Origin of the sequence: Dongia mobilis, assembly GCF_004363235.1 — a bacterium.
In the GTDB taxonomy this organism is placed as follows: Bacteria; Pseudomonadota; Alphaproteobacteria; order Dongiales; family Dongiaceae; genus Dongia; species Dongia mobilis.
The window spans coordinates 152,526-172,764 of sequence record NZ_SNYW01000014.1 but is presented as its reverse complement, the minus strand read 5'-3'; the positions used below and the strand labels follow the sequence as shown (position 1 = coordinate 172,764).

The window sequence follows — 20,239 nt, the reverse complement described above, 5'->3', positions numbered from 1 at the left end:
TGATCTAGAGCTCGATCAGCTTCACGCGCTTGCCGGCGGCGGTGAGGGCCAGCCTGCCGTGCTTCAGCTTCAGCGCGTCGTCACCGAAGATTTCCCGGCGCCAGCCGCGCAGGGCAGGGATATCCGCATTGTCGTCGGCGGCGATGGTTTCCAGGTCGCCGGCATTGGCGATCAGCTTCTGGGCCACCTCGTTCTCGTCGCAGCGCAGCTTGAGGAGGACGCGCAGCAACTCGATGATCGGGCCGAGACCCTGGGGGATATCGGCCTTGGCGGCCAGTCGTGGAATGTCGGCCTCAGGCATGTCAAGCCCGCGCTTGACCGCGGCCAGGATGCCATCGCCCATCTTGCCGTCGGCAAAGCCGCGCGAGAGGCCGCGGCAGCGCGACAGCGCCTCGGCGTCCCGGGGCGGGTGGGCGGCAATCTCCAGGATGGTCTCGTCCTTGATGACGCGGTTCCGCGGCAGGTCGCGCGACTGCGCCTCGCGCTCGCGCCAGGCGGCCACTTCCTTGAGCACCGCCAGGAAGCGCGGCTTGTCGCTGCGCGCCTTGAGGCGGATCCAGGCATTCTCCGGATCGACCCGGTATGTCCGGGGATCGGTCAGGATCGCGATCTCGTCCTCGACCCAATGCGACCGGCCGGACTTTTCCACCCTTTGCTGCAGCTTCTCATAGACCGTCCGCAGGTGGGTCACGTCAGAGAGGGCATAGGCGAGTTGCTTGTCGGTCAGCGGCCGGTGGGACCAGTCGGTAAAGCGGGAGGATTTGTCGATCCGGGCCCCCGCCAGCTTGCTGGCCAGCGTCTCGTAGGATGCCGAATCGCCAAAGCCGCAGACCATGGCAACTACTTGGGTGTCGACGATGGGGCTCGGCACCTTGCCGGTCAGGCGCACGAAGATTTCCACATCCTGGCGCGCCGCATGGAACACCTTGACCACCTGGGGGTTTTCCAGGAGCTCAAAAAGCGGTGTCAGATCAAGGCCTTCGGCCAGGGCGTCGATGGCGGCGGCCTCGTTCGGACCGGCCAGCTGGACCAGGCAGAGGATCGGCCAGTAGGTCTTGTCGCGCAGGAATTCTGTATCGATGGTGACAAAAGGCGCATCGGCCAGCCGGCTGCAGAAATCGGCCAGGGTGGCGCTGTCGGCGATCAGATGCACCGGGTGCTTCGGGGTAACCATGTTCATCAGTATGACGTATAGCGATCGGGCCCGAGTCAGGGGAAGGGCCAGCTTTGCATGGCGGCTACCCGCCGACACCCCGCCGCCGGGCGGATTAACACCTTGACATTCCGCTCCTTTCCGCGTCATTTGCCGGGCAAATTTCGCGACAAAATTCGGTTCTTTTCAAGGGCTTCCCAACATGCACGCCTATCGCACGCATACCTGCGGCCAGCTGCGCGCCGCCAGCGCCGGTGAGACCGTCCGCCTGTCCGGCTGGATCCACCGCAAGCGCGACCACGGCAACCTGGTCTTCATCGACCTCCGGGACCATTACGGCCTGACCCAATGCGTGCTCGACATTTCCAGCCCGATCTTCGCCCAGGTCGAACAGACCCGTCTGGAAAGCGTCGTCACCGTGACCGGCAAGGTGGTGGCCCGCACGGCCGAGACCGTCAATCCGCGCCTGCCCACCGGCGAGATCGAGGTCGCGATCCAGGAATTCGCCGTCCAGGGGACGGCCGACACGCTGCCGCTGCAGGTCAACAGCGAGGAGGATTACGGCGAGGAAATCCGCCTCAAGCATCGCTTCCTGGACCTTCGCCGCGACAAGGTCCACCGCAACATCATGCTGCGCGCCAATGTCATCGCCAGCCTGCGCCGGCGCATGATCGCCCAGGGCTTCACCGAATTCCAGACGCCGATCCTGACCTCGTCCTCGCCGGAAGGGGCACGCGATTTCCTGGTGCCGTCCCGCCTCCATCCCGGCAAGTTCTATGCGCTGCCCCAGGCGCCGCAGCAGTTCAAGCAGCTCCTCATGGTGGCCGGTTTCGACCGCTATTTCCAGATCGCGCCCTGCTTCCGCGACGAGGATAGCCGCGCCGACCGCTCGCCCGGCGAGTTCTACCAGCTCGATTTCGAGATGTCCTTCGTGACCCAGGAGGACGTGTTCCAGGCGATCGAGCCGGTGCTGCACGGGGTGTTCGAGGAATTCGCGGGCGAGCGCGTCGTCTCGGGGATGCCGTTCCCGCGCATCCCGTTCGAAGAGGCGATGCTGCGCTATGGCTCGGACAAGCCGGATCTCAGGAACCCGATCCGCATTGCCGACGTGACCGAGACCTTCCGCGGCTCCGGCTTCGGCATCTTCGCAAAGGCCGTCGAGATGGGGTCGGTTGTGCGGGCCATCCCGGCGCCGGGTGCCGCGTCTCGCCCGCGCTCCTTCTTCGACAAGCTCAACGAATGGGCGCGCGCCAACGGTGCCGCGGGTCTCGGCTACATCGTCTACGAGGCGGCCGGCGCCAAGGGGCCGATCGCCAAGAACCTCGACGAGGAGCGCCTCGCGAAACTTAAGGCGGAAGCCGGCCTGAAGGACGGCGATGCGGTGTTCTTCGCCTGCGACAAGAAGCTGGCGGCGGCCAAGTTCGCCGGCACCGTGCGCACGCGCCTTGGCGAGGAACTGGAACTGATCGACCAGAAGAGGTTCGAGTTCTGCTGGATCGTCGACTTCCCGATGTACGAGCTCAACGAAGACACGGGCCAGGTCGAGTTCAGCCACAACCCGTTCTCGATGCCGCAGGGTGGGCTGGAGGCGCTGCTCAACCAGGATCCGCTTACCATCAAGGCATTCCAGTACGATATTGTCTGCAATGGCATCGAACTGTCATCGGGTGCCATCCGGAACCATCGCCCGGAGATCATGTACAAGGCCTTCGAGATTGCGGGTTATCCCAACTCGGTGGTCGAGGAGAAATTCGGTGGCATGCTCAACGCGTTCAAGTTCGGCGCCCCGCCCCATGGCGGCTCGGCCCCCGGCATCGACCGTATCGTGATGCTCTTGGCCGAAGAGAAGAACATCCGCGAAGTGATTGCTTTTCCGCTCAACCAGCGCGCCGAGGACCTGCTGATGCAGGCACCGACCGAGGTGCCGCCAGCGCGGTTGAAGGAACTCAGCATCCGCCTCGATTTGCCTTTGACTAAAAAGTAGGCCAGTATCCCGCCCGAATGACGACCCAGCCACGGCGCTGCCGGATCCCGCGACCGGTGCGTCGGCTGCCAGAGCGATTGCCAGGCGCAATCGTCGGGAGCAGTCGCCGGGGCGGTTGCCGCATCGGGTGGCCGTATCGTTCGGCATCAACCGGCCGCCAGGGATCGTCTCACAAGGATCAACCGCCCAGGGGAACGGATGTCCTCACCCTTCGATGACGGCTTTGCGGTGACCGCCGAGTGGGCGCTTCATGCGCGCTGCTGGATGGCTTGGCCGACCCGCGCCGAGAGCTGGGGCGAGCATCTAGACGCGGCGCGCGAGGCGGTGGCGGAGTTTGCCAACACGGTCGCGCAGTTCGAACCTGTCTCGATGATCACCAAGCCGAAGAACGTGGCCGAGGTGTCGCTGATGACCGGCAGCGGTGTCAGCCAGATCTCGCTGGCCCATGACGATTGCTGGGTGCGCGACATGGGGCCGAGCTTCCTCGCCAACAATGCCGGGGAGATCGCCGGTGTCGCCTGGGGCTGGAATGCCTGGGGCCACAGGTTCGAGGATTTCGACCGTGATGCGGCGGTTGCCGAGACATTGCTCGAGCGCCTCGAGATGCGACGCTATCAATGCTCACTGGTTCTCGAGGGCGGGGCCATCCATGTCGACGGGGAAGGAACGCTGATCACCAGTGAAAGCGTTCTTCTCAACCAGAATCGCAATCCCGACCTCACCAAAGAACAGGTCGAAGAGCAGCTGATCCAGATGCTGGGGGTCCGACACGTCATCTGGCTGGGCGACGGATTGCAGGACGACCCGCGCGGGGGCCATGTCGAGAACCTGGCGCGCTTCGTGCGGCCGGGCGTCGTGCTGGCTTTGACCTGCACCGATCCGGCCGACCCGCATTTCAAGATCTGCGCCGACAATCTGGAGCGCCTCCGCGCGACCCGCGACGCCGCCGGCCGCGAACTGGAAATTGTCGAAATCGAGCAGCCGCGACCCCAGTTCGATGCCGATGGCCGGCGCCTCGCCATGTCCTATGTGAACTACTATCTGCCGAACGGCGCCGTCATCCTGCCGGCCTTCGAGGACGGCGCTGCCGACAAGCGTGCCTTCGATACCATGACGCGCCTTTATCCGAAGCGCGAGATAGTCCAACTGCCTGCGATCGAACTCGCCTATGGCGGTGGCGGCTTCCATTCGATCTGCCTGCCACAGCCGGGTGGCAATCCGGCGAAGTAGCAAGCCGCTCGTGGCGCCCCGCCAGAGGGGTGCGGGGCTGGCAATCAAGCCCTAACGAAATTCGCTGACCGCGTTTGCAGGTAGAGGGGCAGGGGGCGTTTACGCCGCATTCTTCCGAAGATGCGCCCGCATCGCGGCAAGGCCCTCCGGCACATAGCTGCGGCCAAAGCCGATGCGGAACCGATCCGCCGGAGTCTCGGTGAGTGACGAGGCATAGAGGCTCGCCGGGAGGAGTACGATGCCTGATTTTTCGACCAGGCTGCGGCAGAAACTCTCGACGCCATCCCGACCCTTGTAGCGCGGAAAGGCGATGCAGCCGCCGTCGCTGGGCTGCCAGTCGAAAAGATCCGGGAACTCGGCGAAGAACGCGTCGGTCACCTTCAGATTGGCGGCGATCAGGGCGCGATTGCGCGCCATGATCTGTTCGCCGGCCTTGAGCGCTATCACCGCCAGGTGCTCGCTGGGCCCCGCATTGCAGATCGAGAGGTAATGCTTGATCCGCTCCATGCGGTAGAGAAGGTCGCGATCGCGCGCGGCGATCCAGCCGACGCGCAGGCCCGGCAGGCCATAGGCTTTTGACATGACCCCCAGCGACAGGCCGCGCTCATAGGACTCGACGGCCGCCGGCAGGCGGAGCTCCGGCTGGCGCTCAAGGCCGCGATAGACCTCGTCGGAAAACAGCCAGATGCCATGTTCACGGCAAATTGCCACGAGACCGTCAAAGGTGGCGCGGTCCAGCACCTTGCCGGTCGGGTTGTGCGGAAAGTTGATGCTGACGAGCTTCGTGTTCGGCCGGATCGCGGCGCGCAGCTTGTCGAGATCCAAAGCCCAGCCATTGTCGGGATCCAGGGCGACGCCGCTGACGGCGCAAATGGCACGTGGCAATTCCTCGGCTGATTGATAGTTCGGCGTCAAAACGACGGCATGGTCATCCTTCTCCAGGATGGCATGCATTGCACAGAAAATGCCCTCCTCTGCGCCGGCAAAGGCGAGGACATCCTCGGGCGCAAGGCCCGGATAGCTTGCGGCAATGGCCTGGCGCAGGGCTGGCGTTCCGGTGGGCTCGATATAGTGCAGCGGCAGTTCCTCCCAGGCGGCACGATCGGCATCTTCGGCGAGGGAAAGCAGTTCCTTCAGCGAAAGCGTCTGCATGTCGGATGCCGTCATATGATAGCGACAAGCGAATTCCCATTTGCCGAGATAGGTCTCGAGGCGGAAGTCGGGCAACATGGTCATAGGCGTCTTTCCTGCCTTTCGCGGGCGTCGTTCAGCAAATTGTAGATGGTGGCACGCGACAGGCCGAGGGCGTCGGCCACGTGCTGTACCGCATTGCGAGTCGCGAACAGACCTTGCCTGTCGAGTGTGGCGATCATTGCCACGCGATCGGCGCGGTCGAGCGCCTTCAGCGCCAGCCCCCGCTCCTGCAGGAATGCCCGGATGCCGAGATTGATCTGCTCGCGCCAATCCTGGGCAAAGATGGGCTCGGGCCTTGGCCGGTCCGCGACGGCGAAGGCACGCAGCAGATCGACGGCCTGGTCGAAGATGACGACATCGAAATTGATGCAGAGCAGGCCGACACGCCGCCCGCTTTCGTCCCGCAGCGCGGCGCTCACCGATTTGAGGCGGCCGCCATCGCTGCCGGCCTTTTCATAGGGGCCATAGATGTCGCTGTCGCCGATCAGTTCCGGATCGTCCCCCAGCAGCGATGGATCGCCCGGGCGGCGCCTCGAGAAAGCGTTCCAGATGCCGGCAATGCGGTCACGCTTCAGATCGTGAATCACCACTTCCGCCCACGGTGCCAGCAGGGCGGCAATGGCGGCGGCAGTCGGAAAGTGGAGCGCAAGGGCGCCCGGTGGCTTCGGCAGCTTGCGGGTCATGGGTATGAGAAATATCCAAAATAGACAAATTGTCAATACCCGGGCCGCGCTCAACCGAGGCGAAGATTGCACTGGCCACCGAGAATTTCTCAGCGCGTGTTGATCGTAACGACGGGGGTGTTGGACCGGGTGCCCTGGTCTGAGATCGAGAACAGCAGCATGACCGAAGCGAAGGTGGTCTTGGAGCGCAGATCGGTATCCGGGATCCAGAACCAGTGGCCGCGATAGGGTACCGCGACATAGGCATCGACGGGCGGCTGCGGACCGCTCATGATGTGAAGCATCGGCGCGGCGGCATCGACCGCCCCCTGCAGATCGCCTGAAGGCAGGGCGCGTCCCTCGGCGACATCCTGTGATGGCACCTCGGCCTGGATTCCCAGCTCCATCATGATCTGCAGCATCGAGCGCGTGGTCATGGCGATCTCGTCGTCGCGTCCGGAATAGCCGCCATAGAGGACCTTGATCTCCTGTGGCGTCGGCTGAATTCCGAGGATGCGGGCGATCTCCTCTCGCTTTTCCTCCAGTTCGGCGCCCTTCCGGCTGGGCTGGAATATGATGGCGGTGGCCTCCTTGCCGTCCGGCGAGCGCAGGATGCGGACCTCGAGTCCGCTGGCATTCTGCACGTCGCTGATGAGTTCCCCGAGGCGGATGAAATCGGCATCCGGCTGCCGGCCGCCGTCACCCCGGCGCATCGACGCATTGTTGAGGCCGTTGACGGAATCCAGGGTCAGCGGCAGGACCCGATCCGCGCGATATCCGGCCTGCAACAGGAAGAGAACCGCACTGGGCGGAATTGGCGTCATCAGTCGCGTGATGAATTCGGACCCCGTCGCGGGGGCGTAGATGACAGTCGGCTGGTCCTTGTAGCCGCCCTGCAGCAGCACGCTGCCGCCCAGCGTCAGGAAGGAAGGCGCCGGGTTTTCCTGGTTGGTGGCAGAGGCGTTGACGCCCGCCGTCACCGAGGAGTTGAACTCGTATCCGGCGACAACCTGGTTGATGTCGAGGAATACGGGAAAGTCCGCGTAACGCAGCTTCACGATGTTGAGCAGGGTCTGCTGCTTCCAGGAATCGCCGATGGCACCGGCATAGTCGATGCGGTCGCGCGGCAGGGCCTCTGGCCCGATATTGCTGCAGGCGCTGCAGGCGGCGAGGATGAGCGTCGCAGCCAGCTTGCGGATGCGCCGGTTCCTTCTAGCTTTGATCGACATGACTTTCCCCGCTTCAGATTTTTTCAATCCTGTCGCCGTTCTCGCAGGCGATCATTGATCAAGATCAATTTAATTGCCTGGGAGAAAAATCATTGCGACGCGATGAGGTGGCCGATTGTACCTGACATGCCTCAAGGCAGGCGGCGTCGCGTCCGGTAAAGCACATGCGGGCGAAGGGGATGATCGGTGCCGAGGCGTGGATGGTCGAAATCGTCAGCGGGGTCGCGGGCGAGGCCGATCCGCTCTATCACCGCGCGCGAGCGAAGGTTTCCGGTCGTCGTGAAGGAGACGATTTCGGCCAGTCGCAGCGTGTCGAAGGCAAAAGCCTTGACCGCCAGCGCTGCCTCGGTCGCGTAGCCATGGCTCCAATGCGGAAAGGCGAGGCGCCAGCCGATCTCGACACAAGGCGTGAAGGGCGCTTCGAAGCTTGGTCGCGAGAGGCCGGCATAACCGATGAAAGGTGACTTGTCCCTTACCTCGATCGCCCATAGGCCCCAGCCATGTTCATCGATATGGGCCGCGATGCGGTCGGCAAAGGCGTCGCTTTCTTCCCGCGTCAGGCTGCCGGCCAGGGTTGCCGTCACCCGGGGGTCGGCGTTGAGTTCGGCGAAGGGCGCCTTGTCGCTCTCGCGCCACGGCCGCAACAACAAGCGTGCCGTGGCGAGCGAGGTCATCTCACATCCGTTCCGGCGTCGCGATGCCAAGGAGGTCGAGGCAAAGCTCCAACTCCTTCAGCACCAGTTCGGCAAGCGCCAGGCGCGAGGCGCGAATGGCGGCATCCTTTTCAGAGAGGATGTGGAAGGCGTTGTAATAGGTGCTGAACACCTGGGCGAGGTTGAAGGCGAAATCGGCGATGCGATTGGGCGCCAGTTCGCCATAGGCATCGTTGATGGCGTTGGGCATCTGTCCCAGCATCAGCATCAAATCGCGCTCGCCTTCTTCCGGCGCCAGTATGCTGCCCGGCTTGTCGCCCTGCGCCGCGGCCTTCCGCAACAGCGATTTCACGCGCACGGCGGCATAGAGCAGATAGGGGCCGGTCTTGCCCTCGAAGCGCGAGAAGCGGTCGAGGTCGAAGACATAATTGGCAATCGGGTTGTTGGAGAGGTCGGCGAATTTGAGCGCGGCGACGCCAACCTTCCTGGCGATGTCGGCGCGTTCGGCTTCGCTGTAGTCGCCACCGAGGCCGTGTTCGGTGAGTTTCTTCAGGGCCTCGCCCGAAATCATCTGGATGAGATCGTCGAGCCGCATGACGCCGCCGGCCCGGGTCTTGAACGGCTTGCCGTCGGTGCCGTTCATGGTGCCGTAGCCAAGATGGAACAGGGTTCCCTTGCCGTTGATGCCGGCCTTGATCGCGGCCCGGAATACCTGCACGAAATGCAAGCCCTGGCGATGATCGACCACATAGATCGAGCGGTCCGGGTTCTGGCAGTTGACCCGGTCGACGATGGTGGCAAGGTCGGTGGTGCCGTACATCGCCGCGCCATCCGACTTGATGAGGATGAGGGGCGGGATGTCCATCTTGTCGCTCTCCTCCTTCACCGGAATGATGAGAGCGCCCTTGTCCTCGATGGCGATGCCGCGCTTCTTCATGTCCTCGACCATGGGCGGGATCAGGTCGTTGACGCAGGCCTCGCCCTTCCACAGGTCGAAATGCACACCGAGATTGCCGTAATCGCGCTTCATCGCCTCGACCGAGATGTCGAAGAAGTGCTGCCACACGGCGCGGTAGCCGGGCCGGCCCTCCTGCAACTCCGCCGTTGCCAGGCGGGCGCGCTCAAGACGGGCCGGGTCCGCCTTGCAATCTCCGGAAGCCTTCGGATACATCTCCTCGAGCTCGGCCAGGGTCACCGGGCTTTCGGCAGGATAGGGGCCGGCGAAGCCGGCGTCGAAATACGGGAGGTCGGGTCGCCGGATCTCCAGTTCCGAGATCAGCATGCCCATCTGAAGGCCCCAATCGCCCATATGGACATCGCCCACGGTCTCGTCGCCGACGAACTTGAAAATGCGCCGCAGCGCATCGCCGATGATGGCGGCGCGCAGATGGCCGACATGCATCGGCTTGGCGATGTTGGGGCCGCCGTAATCCAGCACCACCATTTCCGGCTTCGCCTTGACCGGCTGGCCCAGGCGGGGATCGCCGGCAATGCGGTTCATCGCGCCGGCAAGAAACGCGTCGGTTACCGAGAGGTTGATGAAGCCGGGGCCGGCCAGCGAGATGTCGCGGAAGACCGGATTGCCGCGCAAGGCCTCGGCCACCTTTTCGGCTATGGCGCGCGGATTCTGCTTCGCCGCCTTGGCAGCGGCGAGCGCGCCGTTGCACTGGAACTGGGCGAGGTCCGGGCGGCCGGAGATGATCACCTGACCGAAAGCGGGATCGAGGCCCTGGGCCTGGAACGCCTCGGCGGCGATGGCGGTGAGTTGCTGGGTGAGCGAGGTCATGACGGAACTGGTTTCTATTGCTGCAGGGGCCCCGGGAACCGGCCCCGTAGATTCAGTGCCTAAAGGCAGGAACTGGCTGGCCGGGTCAAGCCCGGGCTTGTGGAAATTGAGCCGAAAGCGGTTAACGCCCTCAGAATGCCACGTCGCCGGTTCGCTCCCGGCGTCGTTCACGCCGGCCCCCGGAACTGGGTTTCTCCCCGGACAGTGCCCCGGCGGCACCGGCCGTGAGCGGCCCGAGCCGGGCGGTGATGCTCTCGACGCTGGGCGGCGAGCCGGGTTGGTGCGCATCCAGCGCGGCGCGCATGGCGACCAGGTGCTGGGGCGAGGTGCCGCAACAGCCGCCGATGATGGCGGCACCCGCATCGCGGGCGAGGCGCACATAATCCGCCATCAATTCCGGCGTGCCGTTGTACTTGATCTTGTCGTCCTCGAAATAGGGGATGCCGGCATTGCCCTTGGCGACGATCCTGTCATCGCCCCAGCCGCCGGCAATCGCGGCTGCATGCAGCTGCACGATGGTCGCAGTGAGGTCCGAGGCGCCGACGCCGCAATTGGCGCCATAGGCCACGGGCTGCGGGTCGAGCGTATGGACAAAGGCGACGAAATCGGCCGGGGTCAGCCCCATCATGGTGCGGCCGTTGGTGTCGAAACTCATCGTGGTGACGATCGGCAGATTCGCGGCGGCGGCGCCCTTGACCGCGGCGGCGACTTCCTCCTTCGCCGACATCGTCTCGATCCAGATCACGTCGACGCCGCCGGCCTTGAGGGCCAGCGCCTGTTCGCGGAAGGCCGCAATACCATCGTCCACCGAGAGGGCGCCGAGGGGCTGGAACAACTCGCCGGTGGGGCCCATGGAGCCCGCAACCACGACCTCGCGGCCGCTGCGGTCGGCGACACGGCGCGCAATCTCGGCCGCGCGCTGGTTGATCTCGGCGACGCGGCCTTCGGCATGATGCAGTTTCAGGCGATAGCGCGTGCCGCCGAAGGAATTGGTCAGGATAATGTCGGAACCGGCATCCACAAAGCTCTGGTGCAGGGCCTCGATCCGGTCGACATGGTCGAAATTCCAAAGTTCCGGCGCATCGCCAGCCTGCAGCCCGACCTGGAACAGATTGGTGCCGGTGGCACCATCCGCCATCAGGAACGGCTTTTCCGCCAGAAGCTTCAGGAATCTGTTAACCATTTGAATTTCCTCAATTATCTTTACGGACCTTCATATAAAGGTTCCTATATATGATGCGCCAATCTACGGCTTTATCGCCGCTGCTTCAAGCTGCCAGATTGGCTAATATCCGGCCTTATGTCCGACCGCCACAACCTCCCGCAGACCGAACCTGACCCGGCCGCATACTGGCCGGATACGCCGGCGCCCGGCTGGCTCAGCGATGCCGAGCGCGAGGCCTCGCTGCGGGCCATCCTGGCCGAACGGGAGCCAGGCCAGCCGATCTGGGTGTTCGGCTATGGCTCGCTGCTCTGGCGGCCGGCCTTCGTCGCGGCGGAGCAGAAGCTCGCCACGCTGGTCGGCTATCACCGCCGCTTCTGCCTGGTGATGAAGCGCTTTCGCGGTACCGAGGAATGCCCCGGCCTGATGCTGGCCCTTGACCGCGGCGGGCTCTGCCGCGGCATGGTCTATCGCCTTCATGACACGACGATGGGGGATGACCTCAGAGGGCTGTGGCGGCGCGAGATGGTGACGGGCGGCTATCGTCCGCGCTGGTCGCGGGTGAAGACACCGGACGGCAGCCTGCGCGCCATCGCCTTCGTCGCCAACCGCGCCAACGAGCGCTATCTGAGGCCGCATTCCATGGAATTCGCCGCCGAGATGATCGCCCGTGCCTGCGGTCCGGTGGGCAGCAACGCGGAATACCTGCATGCGACCCACGAACATCTGCTGGGCCTCGGCATCAGCGACAAGGGGCTGGCCCAACTCGACCGGCTGGTGCGGGCCAAGGTCGGGCTGTGACCGTCGCGGCCAGGTCGATCGAACCCGGCCAATGAGATGACCAAGGTCGCTATTGTCCTGTCTGGGCGATGAGGAGGTCGGCGCCGATCGTATAGACGTCCGGCTCCTGAACGTCGGCGCCATAGACGTCACGGAAGGCCTTCGGGTTCTTCTCGCGCTGTGTCAGGAACAACTCGGGCAATGCCTGATAGGCGAACTTGGCCACTTCCTGCGACGAGATCCAGCCATCGCGGGGGTCGGCATCGGCCCTGCCGGCGATGGCCTGGTCGACCAGATAGGTGAGGAAGCCGGCGCCCAGTTCGGCGCTCTCCGGTGCCAGCTGGTCGCGGCGGGTCGCCGTCAACACCTGGATGCCGGAACTGCGCAGGCCGTTGGTGAGGAAGCGCTTCTGGAACGAGGTGACGGCATAGAAATTCTCGACCGTACCGCCGGAATAGCAGGCATCGATGATGACGAAGACGCGCTGGGCGCCGGATTTTTCCAGTGCGGCACGGATATCGGTGGCCGAAAGCCATGTGCCGGGATCATCCGCCGTCGCGTCATGGGGCAGGAAATACCATTCCTCGCCATCGGTGACGCCGTGGCCTGACAGGAAAAGGATGACGGAATCCTCCGGCTTGGCAGTTTTCAGGCTGTCCAAGGCGCCGATGATCTGCTGACGCGTCGCCCGGGCATCGGTGAGTTCGCTGCCGGCGATCTCGGTGAACAGGCTGCGCGCATGCTGTGATACCGCCGTGGCGACACGCTGTGCGTCATTGGCGGCGACCTGCAGCTGGTATTGCTGTGGCAGCCTGCCATATTTCGAAACGCCCACGGCGATGAGGTTGAGGCGTCCGCGCCGCGGCTCGCCGGAGAAGGTCTCGTGCAACTCGGCGGCGTCGCCCGTATTGTCATAGGCGCCGGTCGCGACCGCCTGGAAGACGTTGGGCCCGGGTACCGGCCAGACATTGTAACCGACGACGCGGATGCGCTTGCCGCCGGCCTCGGCGTCCTTCTGTTCCAGGATGGCGCCAACATCGACGATCTTGCCGTTGTGATAGAGGCGCACATCCTTGATCCCGCCGCCCTGGTCTTCGGCGATGACCAGCAGCTGGTAGGGCTTGTCGCCGGTCTTCTCGGCGGTCAGCGATTCGATCTCGACCTTCGGCGGCAGCGGGAATTGCTCCACCGGACTGCCCGGCACGGCGCGCAGATCGCGCTGGTCATTCTGGAGGACGGCCGACAGCATGCCGGGATCGGCAAATGCCTCAGTTAACGAGGTGATCGGAAAATTGGATTTCTTCACCGCCCATTCGATGCCGCGCAAGCCGCTGCTGGAGCCGTCAAAGCGGCCCTGTCGGTCGATGAGCGCCCAGCCCTGGGTGGAGATGAAGATCGAGAGGACCAGTTCCCGCGTGACGGTATCGAAGACCTCCAGCGTGCCGTCGGCGGCGACCACGATCGCCTTGGCGGCGGCTTCATCGTAGATGAGGCCGATCTTGCTGCCCTTCGTGCCGGCGATCTTGTGGATCTTTTTGCCGGTCCGGGCGTCCACCAGCTCGACCGTGCCGTCCTGCCGCAACACGACGGCATTGGCGCCGCTGAAACCGATATCGGCCCGGGCCACGGGGCCGATATCGAGGCTGCCTTCGTTGCGGGCCAGGCGGCCGCTTGAGGCGAGGGCGATGACGCCGCCCTTGTCATTGACATGCAGCGCGCTGGCGGGACTGCCAAGTGTGCCGGCAGTCGCCGCGGTGCCGCCCACCGCATCCAGGCGTGCCAGATTGCCGGCGGCATCGGCAATAGCGAGATGGCGATTGTCGGGCGAGACCGCGATGTGCTGCACGGCACCGGAGAGCGCCGTTGACTGCCAGGCGATCCTGCCGTCGTCGACGTTCCAGGCAATTACGCCGCCCTTGGCGGTGCCGGCATAGACCAAAGCATCGTCGCTGCTGCCGGCGAGTGCCGTGACGGCGCCATCTGCACCTGCCAGCGTGGCGAAGGCCTTGCCGCTCGGCGGGTCGATCAGGCGCACACCGCCGTCGCTGCCGCCGACCAGCAGGGTCGTGCCGCTGGCGCTGGGCGCAAATGCCGTTCCGGCGCCGGGTTTCAGCGTGGCGCGCTGGCTGCCGGCCTGCAGGTTCCACAGGCGATAGGCGCCGTCACTGCCAAGCAGAACGAAGCTGTCGCCGCCGGTTCCCACCGAAAGGCCGGTCAGTTGCATCAACGGTGCGGTTACCCGCAACTGTGCCTGGGCATAGACGACGTTCTCGAGGATGTGGCTGCCGATCGCATCGAAGACCGCGTTCTGGGGGTAGGCCGGCGTGCTTGCCGGGACCGTCATGCCAAGGCAGGCGAGGATCGCCAGATAACGCATGTGCCGCATCATGCATGCTCCCATCGATCGCGTAAGCTCGGAAATGAAAAGGGAGCGTACCCGCCGAAGCGGGCAACGCCCCCCATCATATCATCCCGTGACCTTGTCGGTCAGAAGCGGGCCTTGAACTCCAGCTGGCCGCCGATCTGGTTGGTCTCGTCATTGATGACCTCGGCGCGGAAGCCGGCACCAACCGAGAACCAGTCGTTGACGGCGCTGCGCACGCCAGCCGAGACATAGAGGAAATCCTGGTCACCCTCCGGCGCATCCGGCACGTTCTCCGGCCAGGCATGCTCGTATTGCAGGCCGACATAGGGAATGATCGGGTCGAAATTGTACCCGACCTCTGCGGACACGACGGCCGTGTGAACGTCGCTGTCGTCATCGGCCTCCGGCGTGCTGTTCTCCAGCAACTCGGTATAGGCATAGCGCCAGCCGGCCTTGCCCTTGAGAATGAAGTCGCCGACCGGGGCGGCGGCGTTCAGCGCCAGTTCACCGGAATAGGCCTGGGCGTCGGCGTCCTCATCCGGCATGTCATCCATGGTCGACTTGCCGTCGGTATAGGCGTAGGAGAACATGCCGCTGACGAAGAAATAGTCGGCAAAGCGATAGGCCGCATAGGGGGCGACCGTATAGGTATCGGCGTAGAAATCGGAATCGATGTTGCTGCCATCGATATCAATGTCGGTCGACGACGTGGCATAGGCCAGAGACAGGCCGAGGAAGAAATTGTCGCCGAAACGGTGATCGACGCCGAAGGGCACCGTCCAGAGATCCGAATCAAAGCTGCTGCCAGCCGCCTCGATCAGGCTGTCGCTGTCGCTGGTGATGTTGGTATAGCTGGGTGTCACCCAGGCGGAATTGCTGTAGCCGGTCTCCGGCATGCCGTCGATATCCGAGGTCACGTCGTCGCCGATGCGCTTGGTGATGGCGTCGTTGACGCGGCGGCTGACCTCGTCACGGATCTTCTTCTCGATCTCGTCATTGGCGAGTGCCAGCGTGCTGACGGCACCGGTGAATACGGCCGTCGCCAGCGCAACCCGGAATGTTCTTGCCCACATGCTCATCATCGTCCCTCAAAAAGCTATTCGGTCAGAATGTCGTTAGCCGAACGGTTGGCTGCGGCCAATTCAGACGGGAATCCCGGAAACCGGAATCGGCCTAGTCGAATCCGCCTTGGCAAAACTTTGATCGGCCGGTCGAATAGCTTATTCCTGAGCCCTTGCATAGGGATGGCTTGCTAAAACAATGCTAAGCGTGATCGAGCGCACAAAACCGTGGTATCGGTCTGGCGACCAATCAGCCTCGCTTCATATACTGTGCGCAAAGGCCCAAGAGGCGAAATCATGAAACGTGTGCGTATTAAGAAATCTCGTGAAAGTGCCGGCTGTGCCGCCGCCATCGCCATTGTCCTCGCATTGGCTGTGGCATCGGAGGCACAGGCCGCCGGCAAGCGCGTGGCGCTGGTGGAGGAAGGTAGCGCGGCAAAGGCCGGGATCGGCGAATTCTCGCTCCTCGCCGCAGGGACGACCTTCGAACTCGGCACCGGCGAGACCATCGTCATCGGCTATATGACGTCCTGCCGGCGCGAAACCATCACCGGCGGCCAGGTCACCATCGGTGAGAAGCAATCCGAGGTTGCCGGCGGCAAGGTCACCAGCGAAACGGTGCAATGCGGTGAGCCACGGCTTGCCTTGAGTGCGGCGGAATCCCAGCAGAGCGCCACGATTGCCTTTCGGCCGGCGGATTCGCTCAAGCACGTCTACTCGCGCAGCCTCCTCCTGGTCGGGCGTGGCGGCCAAACCATCTTCCTGGAGATCGTCGAAGCCGATTCCGGCAAGTCGGTCAAAAAGCTGCAGACCGAGACCGGCCGCTTCGACCTGGCTGAGGAAAAGGTCGATCTCAAGCCCGGCAAGACCTATCATCTGAAGACTGCGCGCAACACCGTCATGGTCGAGATCGACCCGGCGGCAAAGACCGGTGGTTCGCGCCTCGAACGGGTTGTCCTCATCGATTGAGAACGGAGCAGGCGGGGGGTGCGGGGGCGGAACATTATTCTGGCGGCGGTTATCGCCGCCCTGGTCGGTGGCCTCCTGATCTGGCGGGGCGGCAGTCTCGACCGCTTGTCGATCGACTTTCTCCACCTTGTTCACGCGCGCCTTTGGGGACCACCGCCGATCAGCCGGGATATAGCGATCGTCGCGGTGGACGAGGCGACCTATCGCGATCCGTATTTCCATGAACTGCCGCAGGCACTGTGGACGCCCCATATGGGCGCTATCCTGGACCGGGTGCTGGAAGCCGATCCCAAGGTCGTCGGCATCGACATCATCATCGGCACCACGGCCGACAGCATCGCGCCGGGTTACGATCTGCCCTGGCTCCGGGCACTGCGGCGCGGTGCCGACGAGAACAAGGTCGTTCTGGGCTTCACGCAGCATCAGACCAAGCCGATCATACCGACGGCTCAGCAACGCAGCGCCGTTCGCGCGAACATCGATGGCCGCAACGAGCATCCCGTGAACCTTCCGCCGGATCCTGACGGGATTGCGCGCGCCTACCCCCTGAAATTCCTGAATGTCACGGGCAAATCCGTCGCCAGCTTTGGTGCCGAACTTGCCAACCGGGCCGGCACGCCCGCAACGGGCGACGCCGTATTTCTCAATTTCGCGTCTGCGCCACGGCCGCAGATCCATTCGATGGCTGATCTGCGCGCCTGCGCCGAGGCCGGGGAAGCCAGTTACTTTGAGCAGCATTTTGCCGGCAAGATTGTGCTCTTCGGTGGCGTCCTGGATATCGAAGATCGCAGGCTGACTTCAGGTCGCTTTGCGACATTGCCGGAAGGTCAAAATCTCGCCGCGCCGTGCCGCGTGCCCACGCAGCCCGAAGATTTTTCCGGCGTTGCTCGCTATGACATGCCGGGAATCCTGGTTCACGCCGCCGCGATCGAGAATCTGCTGGGTGGCTCAGGGCTGCACGTGCCGGGTGAGGCCCAGCGCGCCGCCCTGCTGATTCTGTTGTCGATTCTGGCGGCCATGGCCTTTCTGGCGCTGCGTCCCGGGCGTGCTGTCGCCGTTTGGCTTGTCCTCGCCATAGCCTGGTCAGCACTGTCGGTCGCTCTGTTCACGACATACTGGGCGCTGCCCTGGCTGACGGGCCTCGCGGCGCTGATCCTGGCAGGGCCCGCCGGCATCGCCTTGCGCCTCACGGTCATGGACCGGGCAAGGCGGCAGTTGCGCAACGCCTTTTCGCTATATCTGCCAAAAAGCGAGGTCGACCGCCTGGTGCGCGAGGAAAAGCTGCCGGCTCTGGGCGGCGAGCTGCGCGAGATCACCATCCTCTTTTCCGACATCGCAGCCTATTCGACCTTGTCGGAACGGGTGGCGCCCGGGCCGCTGGTCGATGACCTCAATCGCTATTTCAGCCGCATGACCGAGATCGTCCAGGCGCATGGCGGGTTCGTCGACAAATTCCTGGGCGACGGCATCCTGGCGATCTTCGGTGCGCCGCTGTCGCGCGAGAACCATGCGCTGGACGCGGTCGCGGCCAGCCTTGCGATGATCGAGAGTCTCAAGGCCGAACCGCTTTTCATCGGTGGCAAAGGGCGGATCGCCATTCGTATCGGCCTGCACAGCGGCGAGGCGATCGTCGGCAATATCGGGTCGCCGCAGCGCTTCAATTACACCGTGATGGGCGATGCCGTGAACGTGGCGTCGCGGCTTGAAGGCGTCGGCAAGCATTACGGCATCCCGATCGTGGTCAGCGAACAGGTCCGGGAAAAGGTAGGCGACGCCTGCCGGTTCCGTGAACTGGATTTCATCCGCGTCATCGGCCGCGACCAGCCGGTCAGGCTCTATCAACCGCTGACGGCAGCCGATGCGGCAGAGATTGATTTTCCTGCCTTTTCCGCGGCCCTCCAGCTGTGGCGGCGAGGTGACTTCGCGGCAGCGGCGAAGGCCTTTGCGGTCCTGGCCGAATCAGGCGACGATCTGGCGGCGCGCTATGTCGGCTGGGCCAAAACCTACGCGGCGACGCCGATGTCGGATTGGGAAGGCATCATCCAGCAGGGATCGAAATAGATGAAGGACATTGCCGGCCGCACCGTCCTGATCACCGGTGGCGCCACGGGGATTGGCGCCGCCATCTCGCGCGCTTTTGCCGATGCCGGCGCAAAGGTAGCCGTCCACTTTCATTCCGGCGGCCCCGCCGCGGCGGCATTGCTACAGGAGATTCAGGCGTCGGGTGGCCAGGCGGTCGGTATCGGCAGCGACCTCACCAAACGCGGCAACCCTGAACATCTGGTCGCGCAATGCGTCTCGGCCCTGGGCGGCCTGGATATCCTCGTCAATAATGCGGGCGGTATGGTGGCCAGGCGCGAACTTGCCGAGATCGACGACGCCTTCATCGACCAGGTCTTCGATCTCAATGTCCGCTCGACCATCCATTGCTGCCAGGCCGCGTTGCCGCATCTTGCCAGAGCCAAGGGCGGGGTCATCGTTAACGTCAGTTCCGTTTCCGCCCGCACCGGCGGCTCGCCGGGGTCCAGCATATATAGCGGCACCAAGGGCTTCATCGCGACCTTCACGCGCTCACTCGCGCGTGAACTGGCACCGAAGGATATCCGCGTCAATGCCGTGTCGCCGGGCACGATTGCGACCGATTTCCATGTGCGCCATTCGACGCCGGAAAAGCTCGAGGCGACGCGGAAGTCGATACCGCAGGCGCGCCTCGGCGCGGCGAGGGACTGCGCGGGAACGGTGCTTTACTTGGCCTCCAACGATCTCGCCGGTTATATCACCGGCCAGATCATCGAGGTCAATGGCGGCCAGCTGATGGCCTAGGTCTTCGCGAGTTTCACCCAGGCGGCGTTGCGCCGGGACGACTTCACCGCAGCCTCAATGAAAGCGACCCCGCGCGCGCCGTCATCGACGGTCGGGAAAGTGACAGCCGGATCGGCGCGTCGGCGCTGGCGGGCGGCGCGGATCGCCGCCGCAACTTCCGAATAGATGTTGGCGAAGCCCTCCAGATAGCCTTCCGGATGCCCGGGCGGAACGCGGGTCAAGCGCGCGGCGGCGGCATTTGCAGCCCCGGTCCCCCGCGAGATGATCCGCGTCGGCTCGCCGAAGGGCGACCAGCGCAGTTGGTTGGGATGTTCCTGGTGCCATTCCAGCCCGCCTTTCTCGCCATAGACGCGCAGCTTCAGATTGTTCTCGTTGCCCGGGCTGACCTGGCTGGCCCAGAGCATGCCGCGCGCACCACCCCGGAACCGCAGCAGTATATTGGCGTTGTCGTCCAGCTTGCGGCCCGGCACGAAGGAGGAAAGGTCCGCAGCCAGCGCCTCGAGCTGCAGTCCGCTCACGAAAGTGGCCAGATCATAGGCATGGGTGCCGATATCGCCGATGGCGCCGCCGGCGCCCGATTGCCTGGGGTCCGAGCGCCACGCCGCCTGCTTCTGCCCCGTCGCCTCCAGCCGCTCGGTCAGCCAGTCCTGCGGGTATTCGACCTGCACCACGCGCAACTTGCCGAGGGCCCCTTCCTGTACCATCTGCCGCGCATGCCGCACCATGGGATAGCCCGTATAGTTATAGGTAACGGCCAGGATGCGGCGATGTTTCCGGGCGCGCTTCTTGATGTCGAGCGCTTCCTTCAGCGTGACGGTCAGCGGCTTGTCGCAGATGACATGGATGCCGGCATCGAGAAAGGCGCGGGCGATCGGCGCATGCATGTGATTTGGTGTCACGATGGCAACCGCCTCGATGCCATCGGCGCGGGCGGCCTCCCTGGCGGCCATCACCTCGAAATCCGTATAGGCGCGGTCGCTGGAAAGGCCGAGCGCCTTCGCCGAGCGTTTCGCCCTGGCGGGTGTTGCGGAGAGTGCCCCGGCGACGAAGTCGTACTGGTCGTCCATGCGGGCGGCGAGGCGATGCACCGCGCCGATGAAGGCGCCTTCGCCGCCGCCCACCATGCCGAGGCGGATGCGATTGCTGCCGCCCTTGTCCTGCCTGCCTTCGATGGCCATGTCGCTCCTC

At 64.2% G+C, this 20,239-nt stretch carries 16 protein-coding genes; 6 read left to right on the top strand and 10 right to left on the bottom strand.

The genetic code is table 11. The features are described from left to right. Positions 1–4: 4 nt before the first annotated feature. Positions 5–1,153 carry a ribonuclease D gene (gene rnd, locus A8950_RS19000; protein ID WP_133615331.1) on the bottom strand — a complete coding sequence of 383 codons (1,149 nt, stop codon included), beginning with the start codon at positions 1,151–1,153 and terminating at the stop codon, positions 5–7. Between the two features lie 202 nt (positions 1,154–1,355). Between rnd and aspS the strand changes: the two genes are divergently transcribed. Beyond that, entirely contained in the window at positions 1,356–3,137 is a 1,782-nt protein-coding gene (aspS, locus tag A8950_RS18995; protein WP_133615259.1) for an aspartate--tRNA ligase, read from the top strand. 198 nt (positions 3,138–3,335) lie between these two features. Continuing rightward, entirely contained in the window at positions 3,336–4,367 is a 1,032-nt protein-coding gene (locus tag A8950_RS18990) for an agmatine deiminase family protein (protein WP_133615258.1), read from the top strand. 99 nt (positions 4,368–4,466) lie between these two features. On the opposite strand, the gene A8950_RS18985 is transcribed toward A8950_RS18990, so the two are convergent. The 6 genes from A8950_RS18985 to bmt form a co-directional block, all read right to left on the bottom strand. After that, the gene (locus A8950_RS18985; protein WP_133615257.1) at positions 4,467–5,603 is read right to left on the bottom strand and encodes an aminotransferase class I/II-fold pyridoxal phosphate-dependent enzyme; all 1,137 of its coding nucleotides are present in this window, start codon (positions 5,601–5,603) and stop codon (positions 4,467–4,469) included. Beyond that, complete coding sequence (locus A8950_RS18980; RefSeq protein ID WP_133615256.1) at positions 5,600–6,244, bottom strand: helix-turn-helix transcriptional regulator; 645 nt, start codon at positions 6,242–6,244, stop codon at positions 5,600–5,602. Before A8950_RS18980 ends, A8950_RS18985 begins: the two co-directional genes overlap by 4 nt. Positions 6,245–6,333: 89 nt before the next feature. Further along, the gene (locus A8950_RS18975; RefSeq protein WP_133615255.1) at positions 6,334–7,452 is read right to left on the bottom strand and encodes a hypothetical protein; all 1,119 of its coding nucleotides are present in this window, start codon (positions 7,450–7,452) and stop codon (positions 6,334–6,336) included. 131 nt (positions 7,453–7,583) lie between these two features. Then, on the bottom strand, positions 7,584–8,126 hold the full coding sequence (locus A8950_RS18970) for a GNAT family N-acetyltransferase (protein WP_133615254.1): 543 nt from the start codon (positions 8,124–8,126) through the stop codon (positions 7,584–7,586). A gap of 1 nt (position 8,127) precedes the next feature. Next, positions 8,128–9,891 (bottom strand): arginine--tRNA ligase, encoded by a 1,764-nt coding sequence (argS, locus tag A8950_RS18965; RefSeq protein ID WP_133615253.1) that lies wholly within the window; start codon positions 9,889–9,891, stop codon positions 8,128–8,130. A gap of 130 nt (positions 9,892–10,021) precedes the next feature. Next, on the bottom strand, positions 10,022–11,074 hold the full coding sequence (gene bmt, locus A8950_RS18960; protein ID WP_133615252.1) for a betaine--homocysteine S-methyltransferase: 1,053 nt from the start codon (positions 11,072–11,074) through the stop codon (positions 10,022–10,024). Between the two features lie 117 nt (positions 11,075–11,191). Between bmt and A8950_RS18955 the strand changes: the two genes are divergently transcribed. Further along, a complete protein-coding gene (locus A8950_RS18955; RefSeq protein WP_133615251.1) occupies positions 11,192–11,854 on the top strand; it encodes a gamma-glutamylcyclotransferase in 663 nt (220 codons plus the stop codon). A gap of 49 nt (positions 11,855–11,903) precedes the next feature. Here A8950_RS18955 and A8950_RS18950 read toward each other — a convergent pair whose 3' ends face one another. Further along, the gene (locus A8950_RS18950) at positions 11,904–14,222 is read right to left on the bottom strand and encodes an outer membrane protein assembly factor BamB family protein (protein WP_166645283.1); all 2,319 of its coding nucleotides are present in this window, start codon (positions 14,220–14,222) and stop codon (positions 11,904–11,906) included. 98 nt (positions 14,223–14,320) lie between these two features. Then, entirely contained in the window at positions 14,321–15,271 is a 951-nt protein-coding gene (locus A8950_RS18945; protein ID WP_166645282.1) for an autotransporter outer membrane beta-barrel domain-containing protein, read from the bottom strand. A gap of 285 nt (positions 15,272–15,556) precedes the next feature. Between A8950_RS18945 and A8950_RS18940 the strand changes: the two genes are divergently transcribed. From A8950_RS18940 to A8950_RS18930, 3 genes are read left to right on the top strand one after another with little or no spacing between them, the layout of a single operon-like run. After that, positions 15,557–16,228 carry a hypothetical protein gene (locus A8950_RS18940; protein WP_133615248.1) on the top strand — a complete coding sequence of 224 codons (672 nt, stop codon included), beginning with the start codon at positions 15,557–15,559 and terminating at the stop codon, positions 16,226–16,228. An 18-nt stretch (positions 16,229–16,246) separates the two neighbouring features. Continuing rightward, positions 16,247–18,289: an adenylate/guanylate cyclase domain-containing protein gene (locus A8950_RS18935; protein ID WP_133615247.1), complete on the top strand. Its 2,043-nt coding sequence runs from the start codon at positions 16,247–16,249 to the stop codon at positions 18,287–18,289. Then, positions 18,290–19,051, top strand: a complete 762-nt coding sequence (locus tag A8950_RS18930; protein ID WP_133615246.1) for an SDR family NAD(P)-dependent oxidoreductase — start codon at positions 18,290–18,292, stop codon at positions 19,049–19,051. Here the strand turns inward: A8950_RS18930 and A8950_RS18925 are convergent. Then, complete coding sequence (locus A8950_RS18925; protein ID WP_133615245.1) at positions 19,048–20,229, bottom strand: Gfo/Idh/MocA family protein; 1,182 nt, start codon at positions 20,227–20,229, stop codon at positions 19,048–19,050. The genes A8950_RS18930 and A8950_RS18925 overlap by 4 nt on opposite strands. Positions 20,230–20,239: the final 10 nt, after the last annotated feature.

Bases quoted from the DNA above. Each gene is read 5' to 3' on its own strand.
- A8950_RS18980 (WP_133615256.1), bottom strand. From the start codon at position 6,244: ATGACCCGCAAGCTGCCGAAGCCACCGGGCGCCCTTGCGCTCCACTTT.
- A8950_RS18975 (WP_133615255.1), bottom strand. From the start codon at position 7,452: ATGTCGATCAAAGCTAGAAGGAACCGGCGCATCCGCAAGCTGGCTGCG.
- argS (WP_133615253.1), bottom strand. From the start codon at position 9,891: ATGACCTCGCTCACCCAGCAACTCACCGCCATCGCCGCCGAGGCGTTC.
- A8950_RS18990 (WP_133615258.1), top strand. From the start codon at position 3,336: ATGTCCTCACCCTTCGATGACGGCTTTGCGGTGACCGCCGAGTGGGCG.
- aspS (WP_133615259.1), top strand. From the start codon at position 1,356: ATGCACGCCTATCGCACGCATACCTGCGGCCAGCTGCGCGCCGCCAGC.
- A8950_RS18950 (WP_166645283.1), bottom strand. From the start codon at position 14,222: ATGATGCGGCACATGCGTTATCTGGCGATCCTCGCCTGCCTTGGCATG.
- A8950_RS18930 (WP_133615246.1), top strand. From the start codon at position 18,290: ATGAAGGACATTGCCGGCCGCACCGTCCTGATCACCGGTGGCGCCACG.
- A8950_RS18945 (WP_166645282.1), bottom strand. From the start codon at position 15,271: ATGTGGGCAAGAACATTCCGGGTTGCGCTGGCGACGGCCGTATTCACC.
- A8950_RS18970 (WP_133615254.1), bottom strand. From the start codon at position 8,126: ATGACCTCGCTCGCCACGGCACGCTTGTTGTTGCGGCCGTGGCGCGAG.
- bmt (WP_133615252.1), bottom strand. From the start codon at position 11,074: ATGGTTAACAGATTCCTGAAGCTTCTGGCGGAAAAGCCGTTCCTGATG.
- A8950_RS18925 (WP_133615245.1), bottom strand. From the start codon at position 20,229: ATGGCCATCGAAGGCAGGCAGGACAAGGGCGGCAGCAATCGCATCCGC.
- A8950_RS18940 (WP_133615248.1), top strand. From the start codon at position 15,557: ATGAAACGTGTGCGTATTAAGAAATCTCGTGAAAGTGCCGGCTGTGCC.
- A8950_RS18985 (WP_133615257.1), bottom strand. From the start codon at position 5,603: ATGACCATGTTGCCCGACTTCCGCCTCGAGACCTATCTCGGCAAATGG.
- A8950_RS18955 (WP_133615251.1), top strand. From the start codon at position 11,192: ATGTCCGACCGCCACAACCTCCCGCAGACCGAACCTGACCCGGCCGCA.